General features: G+C 68.0%; 20 protein-coding genes. 12 read left to right on the plus strand and 8 right to left on the minus strand.

Annotated features, from left to right (window positions below; translation table 11 throughout):
• Nucleotides 1-14 precede the first annotated feature (14 nt).
• Complete coding sequence (locus BSE24067_RS01875) at nucleotides 15-533, plus strand: ferritin-like domain-containing protein (RefSeq protein WP_151065297.1); 519 nt, start codon at nucleotides 15-17, stop codon at nucleotides 531-533.
• Between the two features lie 27 nt (nucleotides 534-560).
• Here the strand turns inward: BSE24067_RS01875 and BSE24067_RS01880 are convergent, their stop codons facing one another.
• From BSE24067_RS01880 to BSE24067_RS01895, 4 genes are all read right to left on the minus strand, one after another.
• Complete coding sequence (locus tag BSE24067_RS01880) at nucleotides 561-839, minus strand: hypothetical protein (RefSeq protein ID WP_151065298.1); 279 nt, start codon at nucleotides 837-839, stop codon at nucleotides 561-563.
• Between the two features lie 117 nt (nucleotides 840-956).
• Entirely contained in the window at nucleotides 957-2,579 is a 1,623-nt protein-coding gene (groL, locus tag BSE24067_RS01885) for a chaperonin GroEL (protein ID WP_151065299.1), read from the minus strand.
• Nucleotides 2,580-2,660: 81 nt separating this feature from the next.
• Nucleotides 2,661-2,978, minus strand: a complete 318-nt coding sequence (locus BSE24067_RS01890) for a co-chaperone GroES (RefSeq protein ID WP_059451108.1) — start codon at nucleotides 2,976-2,978, stop codon at nucleotides 2,661-2,663.
• Nucleotides 2,979-3,141: 163 nt separating this feature from the next.
• Nucleotides 3,142-3,774: a diguanylate cyclase gene (locus BSE24067_RS01895; RefSeq protein ID WP_151065300.1), complete on the minus strand. Its 633-nt coding sequence runs from the start codon at nucleotides 3,772-3,774 to the stop codon at nucleotides 3,142-3,144.
• A gap of 202 nt (nucleotides 3,775-3,976) precedes the next feature.
• On the opposite strand from BSE24067_RS01895, the gene BSE24067_RS32225 reads away from it, so the two are divergent.
• Nucleotides 3,977-4,294, plus strand: a complete 318-nt coding sequence (locus BSE24067_RS32225) for a hypothetical protein (RefSeq protein WP_244122113.1) — start codon at nucleotides 3,977-3,979, stop codon at nucleotides 4,292-4,294.
• 149 nt (nucleotides 4,295-4,443) lie between these two features.
• On the opposite strand, the gene BSE24067_RS01905 is transcribed toward BSE24067_RS32225, so the two are convergent.
• On the minus strand, nucleotides 4,444-4,719 hold the full coding sequence (locus BSE24067_RS01905; RefSeq protein WP_151065301.1) for a hypothetical protein: 276 nt from the start codon (nucleotides 4,717-4,719) through the stop codon (nucleotides 4,444-4,446).
• 274 nt (nucleotides 4,720-4,993) lie between these two features.
• Nucleotides 4,994-5,203 (minus strand): hypothetical protein, encoded by a 210-nt coding sequence (locus BSE24067_RS01910; protein WP_034195215.1) that lies wholly within the window; start codon nucleotides 5,201-5,203, stop codon nucleotides 4,994-4,996.
• A 526-nt stretch (nucleotides 5,204-5,729) separates the two neighbouring features.
• On the opposite strand from BSE24067_RS01910, the gene BSE24067_RS01915 reads away from it, so the two are divergent.
• Nucleotides 5,730-6,584 carry a helix-turn-helix domain-containing protein gene (locus tag BSE24067_RS01915; RefSeq protein ID WP_151065302.1) on the plus strand — a complete coding sequence of 285 codons (855 nt, stop codon included), beginning with the start codon at nucleotides 5,730-5,732 and terminating at the stop codon, nucleotides 6,582-6,584.
• Nucleotides 6,585-6,704: 120 nt separating this feature from the next.
• Nucleotides 6,705-8,372 (plus strand): ATP-binding domain-containing protein, encoded by a 1,668-nt coding sequence (locus tag BSE24067_RS01920; RefSeq protein ID WP_151065303.1) that lies wholly within the window; start codon nucleotides 6,705-6,707, stop codon nucleotides 8,370-8,372.
• A gap of 81 nt (nucleotides 8,373-8,453) precedes the next feature.
• Here the strand turns inward: BSE24067_RS01920 and BSE24067_RS01925 are convergent, their stop codons facing one another.
• Nucleotides 8,454-10,013 (minus strand): methyl-accepting chemotaxis protein, encoded by a 1,560-nt coding sequence (locus BSE24067_RS01925; RefSeq protein ID WP_151065304.1) that lies wholly within the window; start codon nucleotides 10,011-10,013, stop codon nucleotides 8,454-8,456.
• Nucleotides 10,014-10,242: 229 nt separating this feature from the next.
• Between BSE24067_RS01925 and BSE24067_RS01930 the strand changes: the two genes are divergently transcribed.
• A complete protein-coding gene (locus BSE24067_RS01930) occupies nucleotides 10,243-11,757 on the plus strand; it encodes an MDR family MFS transporter (protein ID WP_151065305.1) in 1,515 nt (504 codons plus the stop codon).
• Between the two features lie 194 nt (nucleotides 11,758-11,951).
• On the opposite strand, the gene BSE24067_RS01935 is transcribed toward BSE24067_RS01930, so the two are convergent.
• The gene (locus tag BSE24067_RS01935; protein ID WP_151065306.1) at nucleotides 11,952-12,950 is read right to left on the minus strand and encodes a quinone oxidoreductase family protein; all 999 of its coding nucleotides are present in this window, start codon (nucleotides 12,948-12,950) and stop codon (nucleotides 11,952-11,954) included.
• Between the two features lie 126 nt (nucleotides 12,951-13,076).
• Between BSE24067_RS01935 and BSE24067_RS01940 the strand changes: the two genes are divergently transcribed.
• The 7 genes from BSE24067_RS01940 to BSE24067_RS01970 all read left to right on the plus strand — a co-directional run bounded on the left by BSE24067_RS01940 (nucleotide 13,077) and on the right by BSE24067_RS01970 (nucleotide 19,952).
• The gene (locus tag BSE24067_RS01940; protein ID WP_151065315.1) at nucleotides 13,077-13,991 is read left to right on the plus strand and encodes a LysR family transcriptional regulator; all 915 of its coding nucleotides are present in this window, start codon (nucleotides 13,077-13,079) and stop codon (nucleotides 13,989-13,991) included.
• 91 nt (nucleotides 13,992-14,082) lie between these two features.
• Complete coding sequence (locus BSE24067_RS01945; protein WP_151065307.1) at nucleotides 14,083-14,643, plus strand: GNAT family N-acetyltransferase; 561 nt, start codon at nucleotides 14,083-14,085, stop codon at nucleotides 14,641-14,643.
• A gap of 9 nt (nucleotides 14,644-14,652) precedes the next feature.
• Nucleotides 14,653-15,492 carry a MerR family transcriptional regulator gene (locus tag BSE24067_RS01950; RefSeq protein WP_151065308.1) on the plus strand — a complete coding sequence of 280 codons (840 nt, stop codon included), beginning with the start codon at nucleotides 14,653-14,655 and terminating at the stop codon, nucleotides 15,490-15,492.
• A gap of 123 nt (nucleotides 15,493-15,615) precedes the next feature.
• The gene (locus BSE24067_RS01955; protein ID WP_151065309.1) at nucleotides 15,616-16,596 is read left to right on the plus strand and encodes a sulfonate ABC transporter substrate-binding protein; all 981 of its coding nucleotides are present in this window, start codon (nucleotides 15,616-15,618) and stop codon (nucleotides 16,594-16,596) included.
• Nucleotides 16,597-16,890: 294 nt separating this feature from the next.
• A complete protein-coding gene (locus tag BSE24067_RS01960; RefSeq protein ID WP_151065310.1) occupies nucleotides 16,891-17,304 on the plus strand; it encodes a VOC family protein in 414 nt (137 codons plus the stop codon).
• 140 nt (nucleotides 17,305-17,444) lie between these two features.
• Nucleotides 17,445-18,116: a lysoplasmalogenase gene (locus BSE24067_RS01965; protein WP_151065311.1), complete on the plus strand. Its 672-nt coding sequence runs from the start codon at nucleotides 17,445-17,447 to the stop codon at nucleotides 18,114-18,116.
• A gap of 246 nt (nucleotides 18,117-18,362) precedes the next feature.
• Complete coding sequence (locus tag BSE24067_RS01970; RefSeq protein ID WP_151065312.1) at nucleotides 18,363-19,952, plus strand: flavin-containing monooxygenase; 1,590 nt, start codon at nucleotides 18,363-18,365, stop codon at nucleotides 19,950-19,952.
• Nucleotides 19,953-19,964 lie beyond the last annotated feature (12 nt).

Raw genomic sequence — 19,964 nt, forward strand, 5'->3', positions numbered from 1 at the left:
GCACGGAGAACGCAATGACCATTGACACGACTGCAGGCGATGAACATCTGATGGACTGGCTGCGCGACGCGCACGCGATGGAGGAACAGGCAGAGACGATGCTCACGTCGATGGCCGGCCGGATCGATCACTACCCGGATCTGAAGCGGCGCATCGAGCAGCACATCGACGAAACGCGCGAGCAGGCAAGGCTGCTGCGCACGTGCATCGAGCGGCGCGGCGGCTCGGTGTCGGCGATCAAGGACGTCGGCGCGAAGACGATGGCGTGGGTGCAGGGCCTGGCCGGCATGTTCGCAACCGACGAGATCGTCAAGGGTGCAATGGCCGGCTACACGTTCGAGCACTTCGAGATCGCCGCGTATCGCAACCTGATCGAGGCCGCGCGGTTCGTCGGCGACCGCGAAACGATGGAGATTTGCGAACGGATCCTGCCGGAGGAACAGGCGATGGCCGCATGGCTGGAGCACAACATGGCAGGCGTGGTGCGCACCTATCTCGCGCGCGCGCAGACCGACGCGCCCGCGAAGCGATAGCCGCGCCTTCGGCAACGCGGGCTGGCGTCAGGCGCCCGCTGCGCCGGACTCGGGGTGATCGGCCATCAAGTACTGGATCACGAGCGTCGGATCGGCGACGTCGAGAATCAGCCGGCGCGTCACGCGCTTGCGCATGTGGTCGTCGTCGAGCGTCCACGGTGCGGCTGCTTCGCCGAGGTAGCGCGCGATCGCGTCGCGATGATCGCCGTCCGGCGCGAGCCCGAGACGTGCAGCGAGCAGCCCGGCCACCACGTCGTCGATCTCGATCTCCAGCGGCCTGGAATCGATCAGCAGTTCGAGTTTCATGATCGGTATCGCCAACAACGAAAAAGACGGCGCGCGCGTCCCCACTGTCGCGCGCGCCGAACCGTGCCGCTCCGGCCAGCGGCGGATCGATCGTCGCAGGCGTGCCTGCGAGGCGGATCAGTAGCCGAGCTCCGGCGATGCCGCCGGCGCGGCGCTTTCTTCCTTCGGCGCTTCGGCGATGGTCGCATCGGTAGTCAGCACGAGGCCCGCGATCGACGCGGCGTTCTGCAGCGCGGTACGCGTGACCTTGGTCGGGTCGACCACGCCGGCCTCGACGAGATCGCCGTACTCGCCGGTCGCCGCGTTGTAGCCGAAGTTGCCTTTGCCCTCGAGCACCTTCGCGACCACGACCGACGGCTCTTCACCGGCGTTCGACACGATCACGCGCAGCGGCGCCTCGAGTGCGCGCAGCACGATCCGGATGCCGGCGTCCTGGTCGGCGTTCGCGCCCTTCAGGTCCGACAGCGCCGCGCGTGCGCGGAGCAACGCGACCCCGCCGCCGGGCACGATCCCTTCCTCGACCGCCGCGCGCGTCGCATGCAGCGCATCGTCGACACGGTCCTTCTTTTCCTTCATTTCGACTTCGGTGACGGCGCCGACCTTGATCACCGCGACGCCGCCCGCGAGCTTCGCGACGCGCTCCTGCAACTTCTCGCGATCGTAGTCGCTCGTCGCTTCGTCGATCTGCACGCGGATCGACTTCACGCGCGCGTCGATGCGCGCCGCGTCGCCCGCGCCGTCGATGATGATCGTGTCGTCCTTGCGCACCTCGACGCGTTTCGCACGGCCGAGATCGTCGAGCGTGGCCTTGTCGAGCTGCTTGCCGGTTTCCTCGGAGATCACCGTCGCACCGGTCAGGATCGCGATGTCCTCGAGCATTGCCTTGCGCCGGTCGCCGAAGCCCGGCGCCTTGACGGCCGCGACCTTCAGGATGCCGCGCATCGCATTCACGACGAGCGTTGCAAGCGCTTCGGCCTCCACGTCTTCCGCGATGATCAACAGCGGCTTGCCGGCCTTCGACGCCGCCTCGAGAATCGGCAGCAGATCGCGAATGCTCGAGATCTTCTTGTCGTGCAGCAGGATCAGTGCGTCGTCGAGATACGCGGCCTGCTTGTCAGGATCGTTGATGAAGTACGGGCTCACGTAGCCGCGATCGAACTGCATGCCCTCGACCACGTCGAGCTCGTTGTCGAGCGACTTGCCGTCCTCGACCGTGATCACGCCTTCCTTGCCGACCTTCTCCATCGCGTCGGCGATGATCTTGCCGATCGCGTCGTCCGAGTTCGCGGAAATCGCACCGACCTGCGCGATTTCCTTGTGCGTCGAGATCGGCCGCGACAGCTTGCGCAGCTCGTCGAGCACCGCGCCGACGGCCTTGTCGATGCCGCGCTTCAGGTCCATCGGGTTCATGCCGGCCGCGACATGCTTCATGCCTTCCTGCACGATCGCCTGCGCGAGCACGGTGGCGGTCGTCGTGCCGTCGCCGGCCACGTCGGCGGTTTTGGACGCGACCTGCTTGACGATCTGCGCGCCCATGTTCTCGAAGCGCTCCTTCAGCTCGATTTCCTTCGCGACCGACACGCCGTCCTTGGTGATCACGGGCGCGCCGAAGCTGCGCTCGATCACCACGTTGCGGCCCTTCGGCCCGAGCGTCACCTTCACGGCATCGGCCAGGACGTTCACGCCCTTGACGATCCGGCTACGCGCGCCGTCGCTGAATTTCACGTCTTTTGCAGCCATTTTGATTGCTCCGGATGAAGTCGTTGAACGGAATGCCGCGCACACCAGGCCCACGCCGGCGCCGCGCGGACGAATCGCGCGTCAGGCCGCTTTCCTGGCGGGCTGCGATTCGGGTTCGAGCACGCCCATGACGTCCTCTTCGCGCATGACGAGCAGTTCCTCGCCGTCCACCTTGACGGTCTGGCCTGCATATTTGCCGAAGAGAACCTGGTCGCCGACCTTGAGCTGCAGCGGGCGCTGCGAGCCGTCCTGGAGCAGCCGGCCGCTGCCGACCGCGATGACTTCGCCCTGTTCGGGCTTTTCAGCGGCGGAATCCGGAATCACGATGCCGGAGGCTGTCGTCCGCTGCTGTTCGATTCGCTTGACGATAACCCGGTCGTAGAGGGGACGAATCTGCATTTTCATCTCCTGAGCGATGAGATCACCTGAATAAGGGAATCCGGCGGCGCACGCACGTGCGAAGCGACGCTGCGCTGCCGTGCCATCGTTTGGCGAAAAGCGAAATAGTGGCGCCGATGCACGCTTCAAGGGGCGGACCAACGTGCATGTGTAACAAAATGTTTCAGCGCATCAGGATGCGTCGAACCGCGCCGAGGCGGTACAGCGTGCGGCGCGAACGGTGCCGCGCCGGCCGCGGCAGAACCGGACACGGCGGCTGCCGGCCGCCGTCCGCATCGAGCGTGTCGTCGGGCTCGTCGAGCGCGCGCCAGAGTCCGCCCTTGACCGGTCGAAACAACCATCTCGCATAGCCGTTGCGCGCGGCCAGCTGCATCAGTTCGTCACGATCCGGCGCGCCGTCGACAAGATGGCAGTCGGCCGACGGACCGCCGTCGTAATCGCCGAATGCCTGGCGGCACGCGAGCGCTTCGGCGGCCGACGCGCCGATCGTGTTGCAGCCGCGCCGCTCGACGCGCTCGAGTTCCCACGCGCCGAGCCGCCACGCGGCATCGAGCAGCGTTTCGTCGACGGCCTCGAGCGCATGCCACGGCACTTCGAACTGGATCGCGCTGCCGGGCACCGGACGCCGCGGCAACTCGACGCCTGGCAGCGCGAGCGGCGTTTCGCGCAGAAAGCCATGCCAGTGCAGTATCGCGATCAGTGGCGTATTGACGCGGGCGGCGGCCGTCACGGTCACCGCATAGAGCGGCAGCCGAACGGCCTCCATCTGCTCGTTCACGATGTCGAAAAGATCCATGAAACCTCCATTCGTCGTGTGTCGAATGGCCCCTTGAAATTTGCATCGCCTGACCTATTTTAGGTGTCGCTCAACGCAGCCGCGACTCGCGCGCTGCGTGTTTCGATGCGTTATCGCCCACGCAGGCTGCGGCACGATCGCGCACCGGTTCGTCGCGCGTGGTGGTGCCGTGTGCCCGATGCATTGACCATGAGAGACGACCATGCTGAGTCCACACGAATTCGCGACCTTGATGCTGATCCGTCATGCGCCGGATCAGCTGGACACGACCCGTGCCGAAATCGACGCGCTGCTCGAGCGGCAATTGATCATGCTCGAACATCGTGCCGACGGACATCGCCGCGTGCATCTGACGCCGCGAGGGCGCACGCTGCTCGACGTGTTCGGAGCAGGCAGCCACGGCCGCACGCGCGTGCACACGCACCGGCGCAGCCGTGACTCCGACGATGCACAAGCCGCGCCACCGTCGCTGGTAGCGGCGGCGGCGGATGCGATGCAGGGCGCGCAGCCGCAAACCTGACGGCGGCGGCGATGCTGGCGACATGACGTGACGCGCGCGGCGAGCGCGCATCGGCACGGACCCGGGAAAACGGATTTGCGGACTGCCGGACTGCAATCCGCTACGCAACACATCGGGCGCGGTACGGGATCGTCCCGACGCGCCCCGAATCAGTGGGAATAGCGGGTGTACGCGCGGGCCGCGCGATCGAACGGCCGAAGCCGCGCCAGCTGCTCGATCGATAGCGATACGACTTCGAGCACGTGCCGGGCGATCTCGTCGCCCGCCATGCCCGCGTTCAGATACTGCTCGATGCTCATCGTGCGGGGCGGATGGCGGCCCGCTTCTTCATCGACGATGTCGATCCTGGCGGTACGACTTTCCGGTGACAACACGACCTGGACAGTTTTACCGTGAACGACGGTCTGCATGCATAAGGTGGACATTCGCAGTCTCCAATTGCGTGGCCTTCGATCGAGATCGAACGATACCTCACAACGTGAGACGCCAATCTACGAACTTCCACCAGTATTCACAACCGTCGAGAATCAATACAGGTGGGGCGCCACGCAGCGGCGCACGATCGCGACGCCCGCGCATGCAGCGCGTCGACGCATTCTCTTGCATGGCTGGAATGGCTCCGTCGATGCGGAACCCGGAGTCTCGTCGGCGTGCATGGAGCCGCCGGCCCGCGCCCGCGTGACGCGGGCAGGCCACGCGCTACGCGTAGCGGCTCAACCACTCTTCGGAGAATTTTTTCGCATAGGCGACGGCTTCGGCTTCGGTATCGAATTCGCCCAGCTTGCGGAACGCCGCCTCGCGGCTGAAACCCAGTTTCGTGACCTCGACCTGCGCGGCGTACTTGCCGTTCTCGGTCACGCGCGGTTCGCAGTTCATCTCGTACCCGCGCATCACAAATTTCTTCTGCATCGCTTCAACGCAATTTTGAGACGGCGAAATCGTAGCATGGCGCTTCGCCGCTTTCACAGCCGCTTCCGCGCGGCCGGCGCGCGTCGTCGGAGCGTCATTAGAGTAAACCATCAGCCCATCCGCGTATAAGATGCGGCACCGTCCGGCCCGCGCCCGGTGCGATGTAAAAATTTGTCGCCGACGCGGCATCGCGATACCGGCGTGCAGACCGTCGCCGCGCTCTGCCCTGGTGCACCTGCAACGCGATTACGCGCCGTCCGGCCGGCAATCGTGTCGCGCCGCCCGACGATCAACGCCTGAAGGTTGCGAACGGGCCAGGGGCACCGGATGCAAGCGCGCCGCGGACGTAACGTCATGACACACCTTTCACAGAAACGCACCTTTCGCGACATGGAATGACACCGGTTTTGCGGTAAAGTTATCTTTTCCGCGCGTGGCCGGTCGGCTCGCCCCTGGACGTCGTCAAGACTGTCCGCCGAGACTGCCGCAAGGCGTCGTTCTGAACGTCACGATCCGTTCCCGCAGCATGACCACTGAAGCAATCACCACGGATTCACTCGCGGTTGCCGAGCGCGTGCGCGAGCTGATGACCCGCAACGGCATCGGCAAGCGCCAGCAGACCACCGAGCTGTGCCGCATCCTCGACCTGAGCTTTTCGCAGGGTCATCGCAAACTGCGCGGCAGCAGCCCCTGGACGCTCGCGCAGATCAAGAAAGTCGCCGAAGCGTACGGCGAACCCGCCGCTCAATTGTTCGGCGCGCAGACGCTCGACCCCGGCATGGTCGGCGCCTATTCCCAGGAGGCCGTGCTTTATGCGGGCGTCGCCGAGATTCCGTGCACCGCATGGATCGGCGCGCCGCTCGAAGCCGGCGCGCGCCCCGAGTTCGTCGCGTACGAGCAGCACGGCCGCTGGCGCGTGCTGCGCCACACCGGCGTGCTGTATCAGAACGCGTACGACGTGCACAAGATCGAGATCTATCCGCGCCGCGCGGAGAGCGACAAGCTGGTCGTCGCGGTGATCGATCCCGATCGCGTGAGTGCGACCGAGCTGTGCCGCTATCTCGAACGGCAGGGTTTTGCGACGGCCGCGTTCGACGGGCTCACGCCGTTCGTCGATGCGCTGCAGGGCCAGGCGTTCGACGCGGTCGTCACCGAATGGCTGTTCGACGACGGCACGGCCGCCACCGCGATCAAGGCGGTGCGCACGTCCGACAACCCGGGCGCGCCGATCTTTGTGCTGACCGGCGACCTGCTCACCGGCCGCGCGAGCGAAGCGGACATCAGCGAAGTGATCCGCGCGTTCGACGTCGTCTGCTACGAAAAGCCCGCGCGCATGGCGATCCTCAGCGCCGATCTCGCGAAACGGCTCGCGCGCGGGTAAGCGGCGTCCGCCCGCATCCGTGGTGCGGATAGCCGGTCTCCGCGCCGCACGGCGGTCGTGCATGGGTTCCTCAGTACAATAGCCGGACCCGTTCACGACCGGCATCCGCCGCCCGACTTCATGGCCCGCCTGATTCCCGACGACTGGAAAAGCCTTGCCGCCACCGGTGCGGCCGAACGCGAGCGCGAAACGCTCGCCGCACTCGAACACGCGCTGCCGGACAGCTACACCGTCTATCACGGCGTGCACTGGACGCGCGCCGGCGAAGGCTACTCGGTGTTCGGCGAAGCGGCGTTCGTCGTCGTGAGCGCAGCGGGCCGCGTGCTGCTGATCGAGCAGAAGGCCGGCTTCCTGCGCGAAACGCCGAAGGGGCTCGTGAAGGTCTACCTGCAAAAGGAACGCAACGTCCCAATCCAGCTCGCGCGCACGCAGGAAACGCTGCACCGGCGCCTGACCGCCGCGCTCGGCGCCGGCGTCTACGGCGTCGACGCGCTGTTGTACTGCCCCGACTATTCGATCCGCGACACCGCGATCGCCGGCGTCGCGGCCGATCGCATCGTCGATGCGTCACGCAAGGCGCAGCTCGCGCAGGTGATCCAGCAGATCCTGCCCGAGCACGACGAACCGCTGCCGAACGCGGCGAAGCTGCATCACTTTCTCGCCGACGAGCTTGCGCTGACGCCGGACACAAGCGCACTCGTCGGGCAGGCCGGCACGCTCGTCACGCGGCTGTCGGGCGGCCTCGCCGCATGGGCGCGCCAGCTCGAGTTCACGCCGTTCCGGCTGCGCGTGACGGGCACCGCCGGATCGGGCAAGACGCAGCTCGCAGTGCAGGCGATGCGCGATGCGGTCGCGGCCGGCAAGCGCGTGCTGTACGTGTGTTTCAACCGTCCGCTCGCCGACTACATCGCGCGGATCGCGCCGCCCGGCGCGAAGATCGCGAACTACCACCAGCTGTGCGACTGGGTGGCCCGCGACGGCGGCTATACGCCCGACTTCGATGCGCCCGGCGCATTCGAGCGGCTCGAGGCGCGCTTCGCGGAAACGCCGGTCACGGAACGCTGGCGCTTCGACGTGCTGATCGTCGACGAAGGCCAGGATTTTCACGCGCCATGGGCGGCCGCACTGGAGCGCCTGCTCGCGCCGGACGGCGCATGGTGGTGGCTCGAGGATCCGCTGCAGAACCTCTATCTGCGCGAGCCCGTCGCGCTGCCCGGCTGGGTCACGCTGAAGGCGCTGACGAACTATCGCAGCCCGCGCGACCTGCTCGAATTCGTGCGCGACGTCGTCGGCCGCGTCGAGCCGCTCGCGGCCGAACTGCGCTCGGGCAGCCCGTTCGACGGTTCCGATCCGTCGGTGTCGTCATACGGGGAAGATGGCGCGTCGGGCGACGCGCTCGCCGAAGCGTGCGTCGACGCGACCAAGCGCGCGATCACGCATGCGTTGTCGCTCGGCTTTCGCAAGCAGGACATCGCGGTGCTGTCGTATCGCGGCCGTGAAAACTCGGTGCTCGCGCAGCTCGACCAACTCGGGCCGCATCGCGTCAAGCGCTTCACCGGCAAGTACGACCTGTTCGGCAACCCTGAATATCGGGAAGGCGACGTGCTGCTCGATTCGATCTACCGGTTCAAGGGGCAATCGGCGCCGTGCGTGATCCTCACCGAAATCGACTTCGACACGCTCGATGCGCGCGCGGCCCGCAAGCTGTTCGTCGGCGCGACGCGCGCGACGATGAAGTTGCTGCTCGTCGCGTCGGCGCGTGCGGCCGCGCAGCTCACGGCCGGCTGACGCGGAGCTAGGCTGGCAATGGCCGCAGCGCCGGATCGGCGTGACGCGTGCGCCGTGGCCGGCCGCACACGTCACGCGGCGTCAAGCCACCCGAAACGCCCCCACCGCGCGACGCAACCCTTCCGCCTGCTCCTCGAGCGACGCGGCAGCGGCCGCCGCCTGCTCGACCAGCGCCGCGTTCTGCTGCGACACCTGGTCCATCTGCGACACCGCGCGGTTCACCTGCTCGATCCCGTCGCGCTGCTCGTTCGACGCGGCCGCGATCTCGGTCATGATGCCGGTCACGCGGCCGATCGCCTGCTGGATGTCCTGCATCGTCGCGCCGGCCACGCCGACGAGCCGCGAGCCCGTCGCGACACGTTCGACCGACTCGCCGATCAGCGTGCGGATTTCCTTCGCGGCCGATGCCGAACGCTGCGCGAGCGTGCGCACCTCGCCCGCGACCACCGCGAAACCGCGGCCCTGCTCGCCCGCGCGCGCGGCCTCGACCGCCGCATTCAGCGCGAGGATGTTGGTCTGGAATGCGATGCCTTCGATCGTGCCGATGATGTCGGCCACCTTCTGCGAACTCTGGTCGATCTCGTTCATCGTGCCGATCACTTCGCCGACGACCGTCGCGCCGCGCGTCGCGATCTCGCTCGCGGTGTCCGCGCACGCCTGCGCCTCGACCGCGTGATCGGCGTTCTGCTTCACGGTCGCCGTCAACTGCTCCATGCTCGCGGCGGTCTGCTGCAACGCGGCCGCCTGCTCCTCGGTGCGCTGCGACAGGTCCGTGTTGCCGGCCGCGATCTGGTGCGTCGCGGTCGAAATCGCTTCGGAGCCGTGGCTGACCTGGCGCACCGTATCGGCGAGGCTGCGCTGCATGCCGGTCACGCCCTTGACCAGTTCGGCCATCTCGTCGCGCGATGACCAGTGCACTTCCGACGTCAGGTCGCCGTCCGACAGCCGGCGAAAATGCGACAGCAGCCGGTTCACCGGCTGCGTGATCGCGAAATGCAGGCCGACCGCGCAGCCGAGACACGCGGCCAGTCCGAACGCGATGCCGGCAATCGCGCCCGTGCGCATCCAGCTGTAATACGTCTGCGCGGTGTCGTAGACGTCCTTGCCGCGCGCCGCCTGGTATGCGTCGAGTGCGTCGGTCGCCTGCGTGAGCGCGACCGACAGCGGCGGCGCGACCGTCATCAGCAATCGGTCCGCATCGTCGCGGCGGCCCTCGCGGATCGCGTCGATCATCGGCTTCAGCGCCTGTCCGATCAGCGCCTGACGCGCCGCGTCGAGGCGCGTCGCGAGCGGGCCTTCGTCGCCATCGTGCGGCATCGCCGCGTAGGTCCGCCACGCGGTGTCCGCCTTCGCGAGATAGCCCTCGGCCTTCTTGACGAGATCCGGCACCTCCGGCGCCTCCGGATGCAGCAGCGCGCGATCGAGCGTCGTCCGCACGATCGTCAGGTTCAGGCTCGCGGCGGACAGCGCCGTCTTCGCGGCCAGCTGGCGCGTATAGGCCTCGTCGAGCGCGCGGTTCGAGCTCTGCATGCCGGCGAGGCCGATCAGGCCCGACACGACGAGCAATGCGGCGACGAGACCGAGCGTGGAGAAGATCCGCGTACGGATCGAGAAACGGGAAAACAGGGCGTTCAGGTTCATGACGGCACGTGAGCGATGAAAAGCGCCGCGGCAATCGATCAGCGGCATTCTGGATTACGGTTTGCCTGCAAAAAACTTGAGCCTTTCCCGCGTTCAGGCTGATCGCGATCAAATTTTCCCGCCGGCAATCTTCCGTTACCGCTGCAACAATTCAAGGCCAGACAGAAATTGACCAGGCAATCAATTGGTTCTATATTTCGTGCAATTTCCTGCCATGGCAGATATTTCGATGAGAACCGATACCCTTGCCGCTCCACCGGCCGCCGACGCGGCCCGCCGCGACGCGCCGACCGGCCTGATCGTCGCCGCGCTGCTCCTCGTGATGCTGCTGTCCGCGCTCGACCAGACGATCGTGTCGACGGCGCTGCCGACGATCGTCGGCGAGCTCGGCGGGATCGACCGGCTGTCGTGGGTCGTCACCGCGTACCTGCTGTCGTCGACGGTCGTGCTGCCGCTATACGGCAAGCTCGGCGACCTGTACGGGCGCAAGATCGTGCTGCAGGCCGCGATCGTGCTGTTTCTCGCCGGCTCCGCGCTGTGCGGCATCGCGCAGGACATGACGCAGCTGATCGTGCTGCGCGCGCTGCAAGGGCTCGGTGGCGGCGGGCTGATGGTCGTCACGATGGCCGCGATCGGCGACCTCGTGCCGCCCGACCGCCGGGCGCGCTATCAAGGGATGTTCGGCGGCGTGTACGGCCTCGCGACGATCGTCGGCCCGCTGCTCGGCGGCTTCCTGGTCGAACACCTGTCGTGGCGCTGGATCTTCACGATCAACCTGCCGCTCGGTTTCGTCGCGCTCGCGGTGATCGGCATCGCGTTCCGGCCGCATGTCGCGCACGTGAAGCACCGGATCGACTACATGGGCGCCGCGTTCCTCGCGACCGCCCTCACCTGCGTGATCCTGTTCACGAGCGAAGGCGGCTCGCTGTTGCCGTGGTCGTCGCCGCAGCTGTGGATGACGCTCGTGCTCGGCGTGGTCGCGGCGGGCGGCTTCGTCTACGAGGAGCGGCTCGCGGCCGAACCGATCATGCCGCTGGCGCTGTTCCGCCAGCGCACGTTCGTGCTGATGAGCCTGATCGGCTTCGTCGTCGGCATCGCACTGTTCGGGTCGGTCACGTTCATTCCGCTCTACCTGCAGGTCGTGAAAGGCTCGACGCCGTCGCAGGCCGGATTGCAACTGCTGCCGATGATGGGCGGGATGCTCGCGATGTCGGTCGCGAGCGGCCGGCTGATCTCGCGGCTCGGCACGTATCGGCCGTTCCCGATCGCGGGCACGGCAATCGGCGGCGTCGCGATGGCGCTGCTGTCGACACTGTCGGTCGACACGCCGCTGCGTACGATGTACGCCTGCATGGCGCTGCTCGGGACCGGGCTCGGCATGGTGATGCCGGTGCTGACGCTGGCGGTGCAGAACACGGTCGAATTCCGGCACATGGGCGTCGCGACGTCGGGCGCGACGCTGTTCCGCTCGATCGGCGGCTCGCTCGGCGTCGCCGCGTTCGGCGCACTGTTCTCGCACGGGCTGCAGTCGCGGCTCGCGCAGGCGCTGCCGGCGGGCACGGACCTGCCGCCGGCGCTGGGCCCGGCCGCCGTACACCTGTTACCGGAGGCGGTGCGCGACGCGTATCTGCATGCGTTCGCCGGGTCGCTGCATGCGGTGTATCTCGCGGCGGCCGGCGTGATCGCAATCGCGTTCGTGCTCGCGTGGTTCGTCGAGAGTACGCCGCTGCGCAAGCAGCATTGATCGGCGGCCGACATCGGTAGAATCGTGCCGCCGCCTGCGGCTCGCCGCTCGGTACTGTGCGGCGACCGCCGTCACGCGTTGCGGCCGCCGCGCGCGGCGAACCGCTTCCCGCAGATCGATGCGCGGCAGCGCCCGCGTGTCCTCCGCAGGCGCGCCGCGCTTGCATGCGCACGGCATCGGCACCCGTCTAGTCGTCACGGCACCAGCACCACCGCGCCCGTCGTCTGCCTCGACTCCAGCAGCCGATGCGCGTCGGCCGCCTGTTCGAGCGGCAGCCGCGCGCCGATCTCCACGTGCATTCCGCCCGCCAGCCGTTCGAGCGTCGCGCGCGCCGCTTCCCGATACCCGCCGACGTCGCGCGCGATGAAGCCGAGCACGCTCGGCCGCGCCAGCGCGATCGAGCGCGCGGGCCCCAGTTCGTCGAGATCGATCGTCTGCCGCGCGCCGATCGCGGCCACCTGGCCGATGCTCGCGACCATCCCGAACGGCCGGACCGCGCCCAGCGTGCGCGTCAGCACGTCGCCGCCGATCCCGTCGATCGCATAGTCGACACCGGCGCCGCCGCCGAACGCGCGGGTCGCCGCGACGAAATCCGCGTCCCGGTAATCGACCACCGCTTCCGCGCCATGCGTCCGCACCAGCGCGGCCTTCGCGGCGGAGCCGACCGTGCCGATCACCCGCGCGCCGAGCGCGCGCGCCCACTGCGTCGCCAGCAGCCCAACGCCGCCGGCCGCCGCATGCACGAGCACGGTATCGCCGGCGCCGACCTGCCGCACGCGGTGCATCAGCATGTAGACGGTGATCCCTTTGAGCAGCCCAGCGGCGACCGTGTCGTCGCTGAGACCGTCGGGCACGGGCACCGCGCGCTCGGCGGGCAGCGTGCGGATGCTCGCGTAGCTGCCGGTCGGCAGCCCCGCATACGCGACGCGCTGGCCGGGCACGAGCGCCGTCACGCCGGGCCCGACCGCGTCGACCACGCCGACCGCCTCGACACCGAGCGCGTCGGGCAACGCCGGCAGCGGATGCGCGCCGGTGCGGAAATAGATGTCGACGAAATTCACGCCGACGGCGGTCTGGCGAATTCGCACTTCGCCGGCACCGGGCGGCACGACGGGGGCATCGACACGGCGCAGCACGCCGGCATCGCCATAACGGTCGATCCCGATCCGGACGGCGGTGGCGGTTTGGGTCATCACGGTTCCTCGCAATCGAATGAAGTGACACGATCATCCCATCGTGCATAATCGATCGGAATTCCCGCTACGCGCGCACTGACTGTGCAAAATTCGACCGATCCGACGCCGGCATCCGGCCTGCCGATGAACTGGGACGACCTCCGCTATTTCCTCGCCGTGATGCGCGGCGGCAGCCTGTCGGCGGCTGCACGCGAGCTGCAGGTTCAGCATTCGACGGTCGCGCGGCGCATCGACGCGCTGGAGTCCGCGCTCGGCATCCGGTTGTTCGACCGGCTGCCGCGCGGCTGGCCGCCGACCGACGAAGGGCAGCATCTGGCCGAGCACGCGGGCCGCGTCGAAGCGGACGTGCATGCGTTCGCGCGCGCCGCGCAAGGGGCGGCGGCGCTCGACGGCGTCGTGCGCGTGTCGGCGTCGCCGGTGTTCGCGAGCCACTTCCTCGCGCCGCGGCTCGCCCGCGCGCAACGCGCGTGGCCCAACCTGCGGATCGACCTGATGGGCGAGATGCACGCGGCCAACCTGTACGCACGCGAAGCCGACCTCGCGGTGCGGCTGTCGCGGCCGAGCGAACCGGGGCTGGCCGCGCGCCGGCTCGGCACGATGCGCTTCGCGCTGTGCGCGTCGCCCGACTGGGCCGCCGCGCCGCCCGACACGTGGGCGTTCATCGGCTACGACGACGCGCTCGCGCAAATACCGCAACAGCAGTGGCTCGAGCGCTTCGCGGCCGGGCGCCGCTTCGCGTTCATCGCGAACGATCTCGCCGCGCTGCATCGCGCATGCGTCGCCGGTGCGGGGATCGCGTTGCTGCCGCGCTTTCTCCTCGGCGATCCGGGAACGTCCGCGGACACGGACACGCCCGCTTCGGCCGGTCCGCCGGCAGCCACGTCGACCGGCCTCGTCGAACTGACGTCCGCGCCGCGTTGCGACGTCGAGCGCGAGATCTGGCTCGTCGTCCACCCGGACGTGCGCCGCTCGCCGCGCGTGCAGCGCGTCGCGGATGCGATCGCCGACGCAGTGCGCGACGCGGACGGCCATCTGTAGCGGTACCGCGCCACCGATGTCTTTACCGCACCGCCCCGCGCCCGGCATAGTAGCGATTTCATCCGCCCGCTCCGCCGCCATGCCTGCCGCCATGCCTGCCGCTTCCGACTGCGTCGTCCGCGACGCGACCGATGCCGACCTCGACGCCATTCACGCGATCTACGCGCACCACGTGCGCCACAGCGTCGCGTCATTCGAGGAGATACCGCCCGACGTCGACGAACTGCGCGCCCGCCGCGCCGCGGTGCTGCGCGACGGACTCCCGTATCTCGTCGCCGAGTGCGACGGCCGCGTGGCCGGGTACGCGTATGCCACGGCGTATCGCACGCGCAGCGCGTACCGCCACACGGTCGAGGATTCGATCTACATCGACGATGCGCAGCGCGGCCGCGGCATCGGCCGCGCGCTGCTCGCGGCGCTGATCGCACGGTGCGAGGCCGGCCCGTGGCGGCAGATGATCGCGGTGATCGCCGACGGCGGCACCGGCGGGTCGACGTCGCTGCACGCCGCGTTCGGATTCGAGCCGGCCGGCGTGCTGAAAGCGGTCGGTTTCAAGCACGGCCGCTGGATCGATACCGCGCTGATGCAGCGCGCACTCGGCGACGGCGCGCGCACGCTCCCCGCGTCGCCCCCGCCTGTCGCGTCGCGCTAGAATGCCCGCATGTCAAAACAGACTCGAACCATGCCAGACGAGGCCGCAGCGGAATCCCGCAACGAGTACACGGTCGACGAGCTCGCGCGCGTGTCCGACACGACCGTACGCAACGTCCGCGCATACCAGGATCGCGGGCTCCTCGCGCCGCCCGAGAAGCGCGGACGCGTCGGCATCTACGACGACACGCACGTCGCACGCCTGAAGCTGATCAATCACCTGCTCGCGCGCGGCTACACGCTGTCGAACATCCAGGATTTGATCAAGGCGATCGACGAAGGCCATGACCTGCGCTCGATCCTCGGGCTGGAAACCGCGATCGGCGGCCGCTGGTCGCACGAACGGCCGAAGACCTATTCGCTCGCCGCGCTCGCGCAGATGTTCGGCCCGCAGACGGCGTCGCAACTGTCGCGCGTGACCGAACTCGGGCTGCTGGAGCGGCACGGGCTGTCGTTCGTCGCGAAAAGCCCCGCGCTGCTCGAAGCGGCGGCCGCGATGACGAAGGAAGGCATTCCGCCGCGCGAACTGCTCGACGTGATCAGCCTCGCGCGGCCGCACTTCGACGCGATCGCGCGGCTGCTCGTCGATCTCGTCGTGAAGCGGCTTGACCGTTACGACGAAGGCTCGCTGCCGCCCGTTACCGACGTGCCCGCGCTCGTCGATGCGATCTGGCGGCTGCGCCCGCTCGCGGCCGTGTTCGTCGAAGGCGAGACGAACCGCGCGCTCGAGAATGCGGCGAGCGCGTATCTCGGCGGCCGCGTCGCGACGATCCTCGACAAGAAACTCAGTGACGAAGCCGCGCGCCAGACCGGTGCGCCCGATACACCGGGCAACGGCGACAAACCATAGGATCGCGGCCGTCATATTCATATCGGCAATGCTTCGTTTGCGGGCCTGAGCGCCCATGCGACGATTCTTCCAACCGAGCGGCGCCGGCCGCTCTCCGAAGACATTTCGCATGGAGTCCGTTCGATGATTCGTTTTCCCCGCTGGATCACCCGCGTTGCCGCGACGGCGCTCGTCGCCGTCGCCGCCACCTCGGCCTTCGCGCAGAGCAGCCCGGACAAGCTCGTACGCATCGGCTACCAGAAAGCCGGCCTGCTGGCGGTGCTCAAGACACAAGGAGCGCTCGAGGCGCGGCTCAAGCCGCTCGGCTACGACGTCCAGTGGTTCGAATTCCCGGCGGGCCCGCAACTGCTCGAGGCGCTGAACGCGAACAGCATCGACTTCGGCTACACGGGCGCGCCGCCGCCGGTCTTCGCGCAGGCGGCCGGCGTACGATTCGTGTACGTCGCCGCGGAACCGCCGTCGCCGCACAACGAAGCGATCTTCGTGAAGGCCGATTCGCCGATCCGCTCGCTGTCCGACCTGCGCGGCAAGAAGGTCGCGCTGCAGAAGGGCTCGAGCGCGAACTACCTGCTGCTCGAAGCGCTGAAGAAAGCGGGCGTGCGCTACGACGAAATCCGCCCCGTCTACCTGCCGCCAGCGGACGCGCGCGCCGCGTTCGAGAGCGGCAACGTCGACGCGTGGGCCGTCTGGGATCCGTATTACGCGGCCGCGCAGAATTCGCTGAAGATCCGCACGCTGTCCGACTACTCGGGCCTCACGCCCGCGAACAATTTCTACGAGGCGACCCGCGGGTTCGCCGAGCAGCACGCCGACGTGGTCGGCGCGATCGTGAAGCAGTTGCGCGAGACGGGCCTGTGGGTCAACGGGCATCCGACCGAAACGGCCGCGCTGATCGCACCGAAGGTCGGTCTGCCGCTGCCGCTCGTCGAAACGTGGATCAAGCGCGTGCCGTTCGGCGCGGTGCCGGTCGACGAGCAGATCGTCGCGGTTCAGCAACGGGTGGCCGATGCGTTTTACACCGCGAACCTGATTCCGCGAAAGCTGAACGTGGCCGAGAACGCGTGGATCGACAAGCGTGTCGCGAACGCGCTCGCGGCGAAGTAACGCGCGGTCGCACTCGTTCGACAAGGCCGGCGGGCAGCGCCCCGTCGGCCTTTTTGCGTTCTTGCGGGGATCACGGGCAACGTGAAGCGGACCGGCAGCGTTTGGCCGGAACGTAACCCCCGCACGCTGGCGGCATGCCGCTTCGACGAAATCGTGCGGACGCTCGCGGCCTGATTTGCGCTGCGAGCGGCTCGCCGAAAAATTTTTGCGGCGCGTGTCGATTTCGTCGGTCCCCGCCCGTCGACAGGGATAGTGGCGGCAATCGTGCCGCCGCGACACGCAAAGGACAAAACGATGAGCAAGAAGATCTTCGTCAACCTGCCGGTGACCGACCTGAAGCGTTCGAAGGCGTTCTACGAGGCAGTCGGAGCAGTCAACAATCCCGGATTCAGCGATGACACCGCGGCGTGCATGGTGTTCTCCGATACGATCTTCGCGATGCTGCTCACGCACGACAAGTGGCGTCAGTTCACCAGCAAGCCGATCGTCGATGCGCATGCGGGCGCGCAGGTGCTGCTGTGCCTGTCGGCCGAAAGCCGCGACGAGGTATCGAGTCTGGTCGACAGCGCGAGCGGTGCCGGCGGCCGCGCAGATCCGACGCCCGTACAGGACTTCGGCTTCATGTACGGCCGCAGCTTCGAGGATCCGGACGGACACATCTGGGAAGTGATGTGGATGGATCCCGAGGCCGCCCCCCCGCACGGTTGAGCGTAGCTTCGCCGCGCAGGCGTCGCGCGGGCGGACGCGCGACGTCGCTTTTCCCGCCCTGCTCTGCCGGACAAGGGCCTGCACGCCGCGCCCCGCCGGCGCACCGTCCACCGCAGACAACAACGATCCGGAGACCCGCGTTGACCGTCACGCTTCCCGCCACCTACCGCCGGCTCTGGCCGCTCGCCGCCGCCGCCGCGCTGCTGTATGGACTGTCGCTCGCCGCCGCGCCCTATCCCGGCCAGGCTGCCGCGAAGGCCGCGATGGGCGTTCTGCTGCTCGCGGCCGGCAGCACTTGCGCGGCGCCGCGCGAACGCGCGTGGCTGTGCGCGGCGCTCACGACGGCCGTGCTCGGCGACGTGCTGCTCGCGCTGCCCGACTGGCCGCTATCGTTCGTGCTCGGTCTCGGTGCATTCCTGCTCACGCACCTGTGCTATTGCGCGATCTTCTTCCGCTGGCGCTCGCGGCCGCATGGCTGGCGCATCGTCGCGCTGATCGGGCTGTGGCTCGCCGCACCGGCGTTCTATGCGGCGTTCCTTCCGCACCTCGGCGAGTTGCTCGTGCCCGTCGCCGTCTACATGCTCGTGCTATGCGCGATGGCGAGCTTCGCGCTCGCGGCCCGCACGCGCGGCCCGCTCATCGCCGCCGGCAGCCTGATCTTCGTCGGCTCCGACACGCTGATCGGCGTCGGCCGCTTTCTCGGCGGCTTTCCCGGCATCGACTATCTGATCTGGAGCCTCTACGCGCTCGCGCAGGTCACGATCGTCGCCGGGGTTTTCCATGAGACGGCGGCCCGCTGCATCGGTCGTTGATGGTGTTTCAAACGGACCGTCGCGCGCCGGCGGACCGATCGCCTTCGTCCCACGCCCTTCCGGCGGCCGTTTCAGCGCATCCCGCAATGCGGAAAGAGTGGCGTTCCAAACCCCGCTCAGCCTTTTCCGGCGCGGCTTCCAGCCGTTAGAGCACCGCTTCTAGGCGCTTGCGGTTTCCCGGCTCACCCTCTATCGTTACATCAGTCAATGTAACATTCAAAAATGAGCCAAATCGGAGACACCCGGATGAATGCTCGCACGTTGCCTTTCGGCCCGCCCGGCGATGACGGCCCGGACGAAATCATCGACATCGCCATCATCGGCACCGGCTTCGCCGGGCTCGGGATGGCCATCCGCCTGCTGCAGACCGGCGTCACCGACTTCGTCGTCCTCGAGAAGGCCGCGTCGGTCGGCGGCACGTGGCGCGACAACCATTACCCCGGGTGTGCATGCGACGTGCAATCGCACGTCTATTCGTTCTCGTTCGCGCCGAACCCGCGCTGGACGCGCATGTTCGCGCCGCAACCGGAAATCCGTGCGTATCTGGAAGACTGCGTGCAGCGCTTCGGCGTCGGGCCGCATCTGCGCCTGAACCACGAACTGCAGCGCGCCGAATACGACGACGCCGCGCAACGCTGGCGGCTCACGTTCGCGAACGGCAAGCGGCTGTCGGCGCGCGTGCTGGTGTCGGGGATGGGCGGCCTGTCGCGCGCCGCGTTGCCTGCGATCCCCGGCGTCGAGACCTTCAAGGGCCGTGCGTTCCATTCGCAGCAGTGGGATCACGACTACCCGCTCGACGGCAAGCGCGTCGCGGTGATCGGCACCGGCGCGAGCGCGATCCAGTTCGTGCCGCAGATCGCGCCGCGCGTGAAGTCGCTCGCGCTGTTCCAGCGCACGCCGCCGTGGATCATGCCGAAGCCCGACCGCAACCTCACGCGCTTCGAGAAATGGCTGTTCCGCACGCTGCCGTTCACGCAGAAAGCGGTGCGCAGCGGCATCTACTGGATGCTCGAATCGCGCGTACTCGGCTTCGCGATCCACCCGTCGCTGATGAAGAACGTGCAGAAGCTCGCACTGCGTCATATCCGCAAGCAGGTTCCCGATCCGGCGCTGCGCGAGGTCGTCACGCCGAACTACACGCTCGGCTGCAAGCGCGTGCTGATCTCGAACGACTACTACCCGGCGCTGTCGCGCAAGAACGTCGACGTGATCACGGCCGGCATCGACCATATCGAAGCCGACGCGGTCGTGACGACCGACGGCCGCCGCCACGAAGTCGACTGCGTGATCTACGGCACGGGCTTCCAGGTCGCCGATCCGTATCCGCGCGGCGCGATCATCGGCCGCGGCGGGCTCGACATCGTCGATGCGTGGCGCGACGGCGCGCACGCGTATCTCGGCACGACGCTGCCCGGCTACCCGAATTTCTTCATGATCGTCGGTCCGAACACGGGCCTCGGCCACAACTCGATGGTGTTCATGATCGAGTCGCAGATCGAATACATCCTCGGCGCGCTGCAGGCGATGCGCCGCGAACGCGCGGATGCGATCGAGGTGCGCCCGCTCGTCGAGGCGCAGTACAACAACGACCTGCAGCGCAAGCTCAAGAAGGCGATCTGGTCGACGGGCGGCTGCAAGAGCTGGTATCTCGATCCGCGCACCGGCAAGAACACGACGCTGTGGCCGGGCTTCACGTGGCGCTTCCGCCAGGCCACCGCGCACTTCTCGATCGTCGACTACCACGCGTATCGCGCGCCGCACCACGACGCCAGCGCTCGGCCCGTCGCCGCGCCCACTGCTGCCGCATCCCCGACGCGTTCGGCCGAAGCGGCCTGAGCCAGACAAGGA

Source organism: Burkholderia latens (assembly GCF_902499045.1).
GTDB lineage: Bacteria > Pseudomonadota > Gammaproteobacteria > Burkholderiales > Burkholderiaceae > Burkholderia > Burkholderia latens.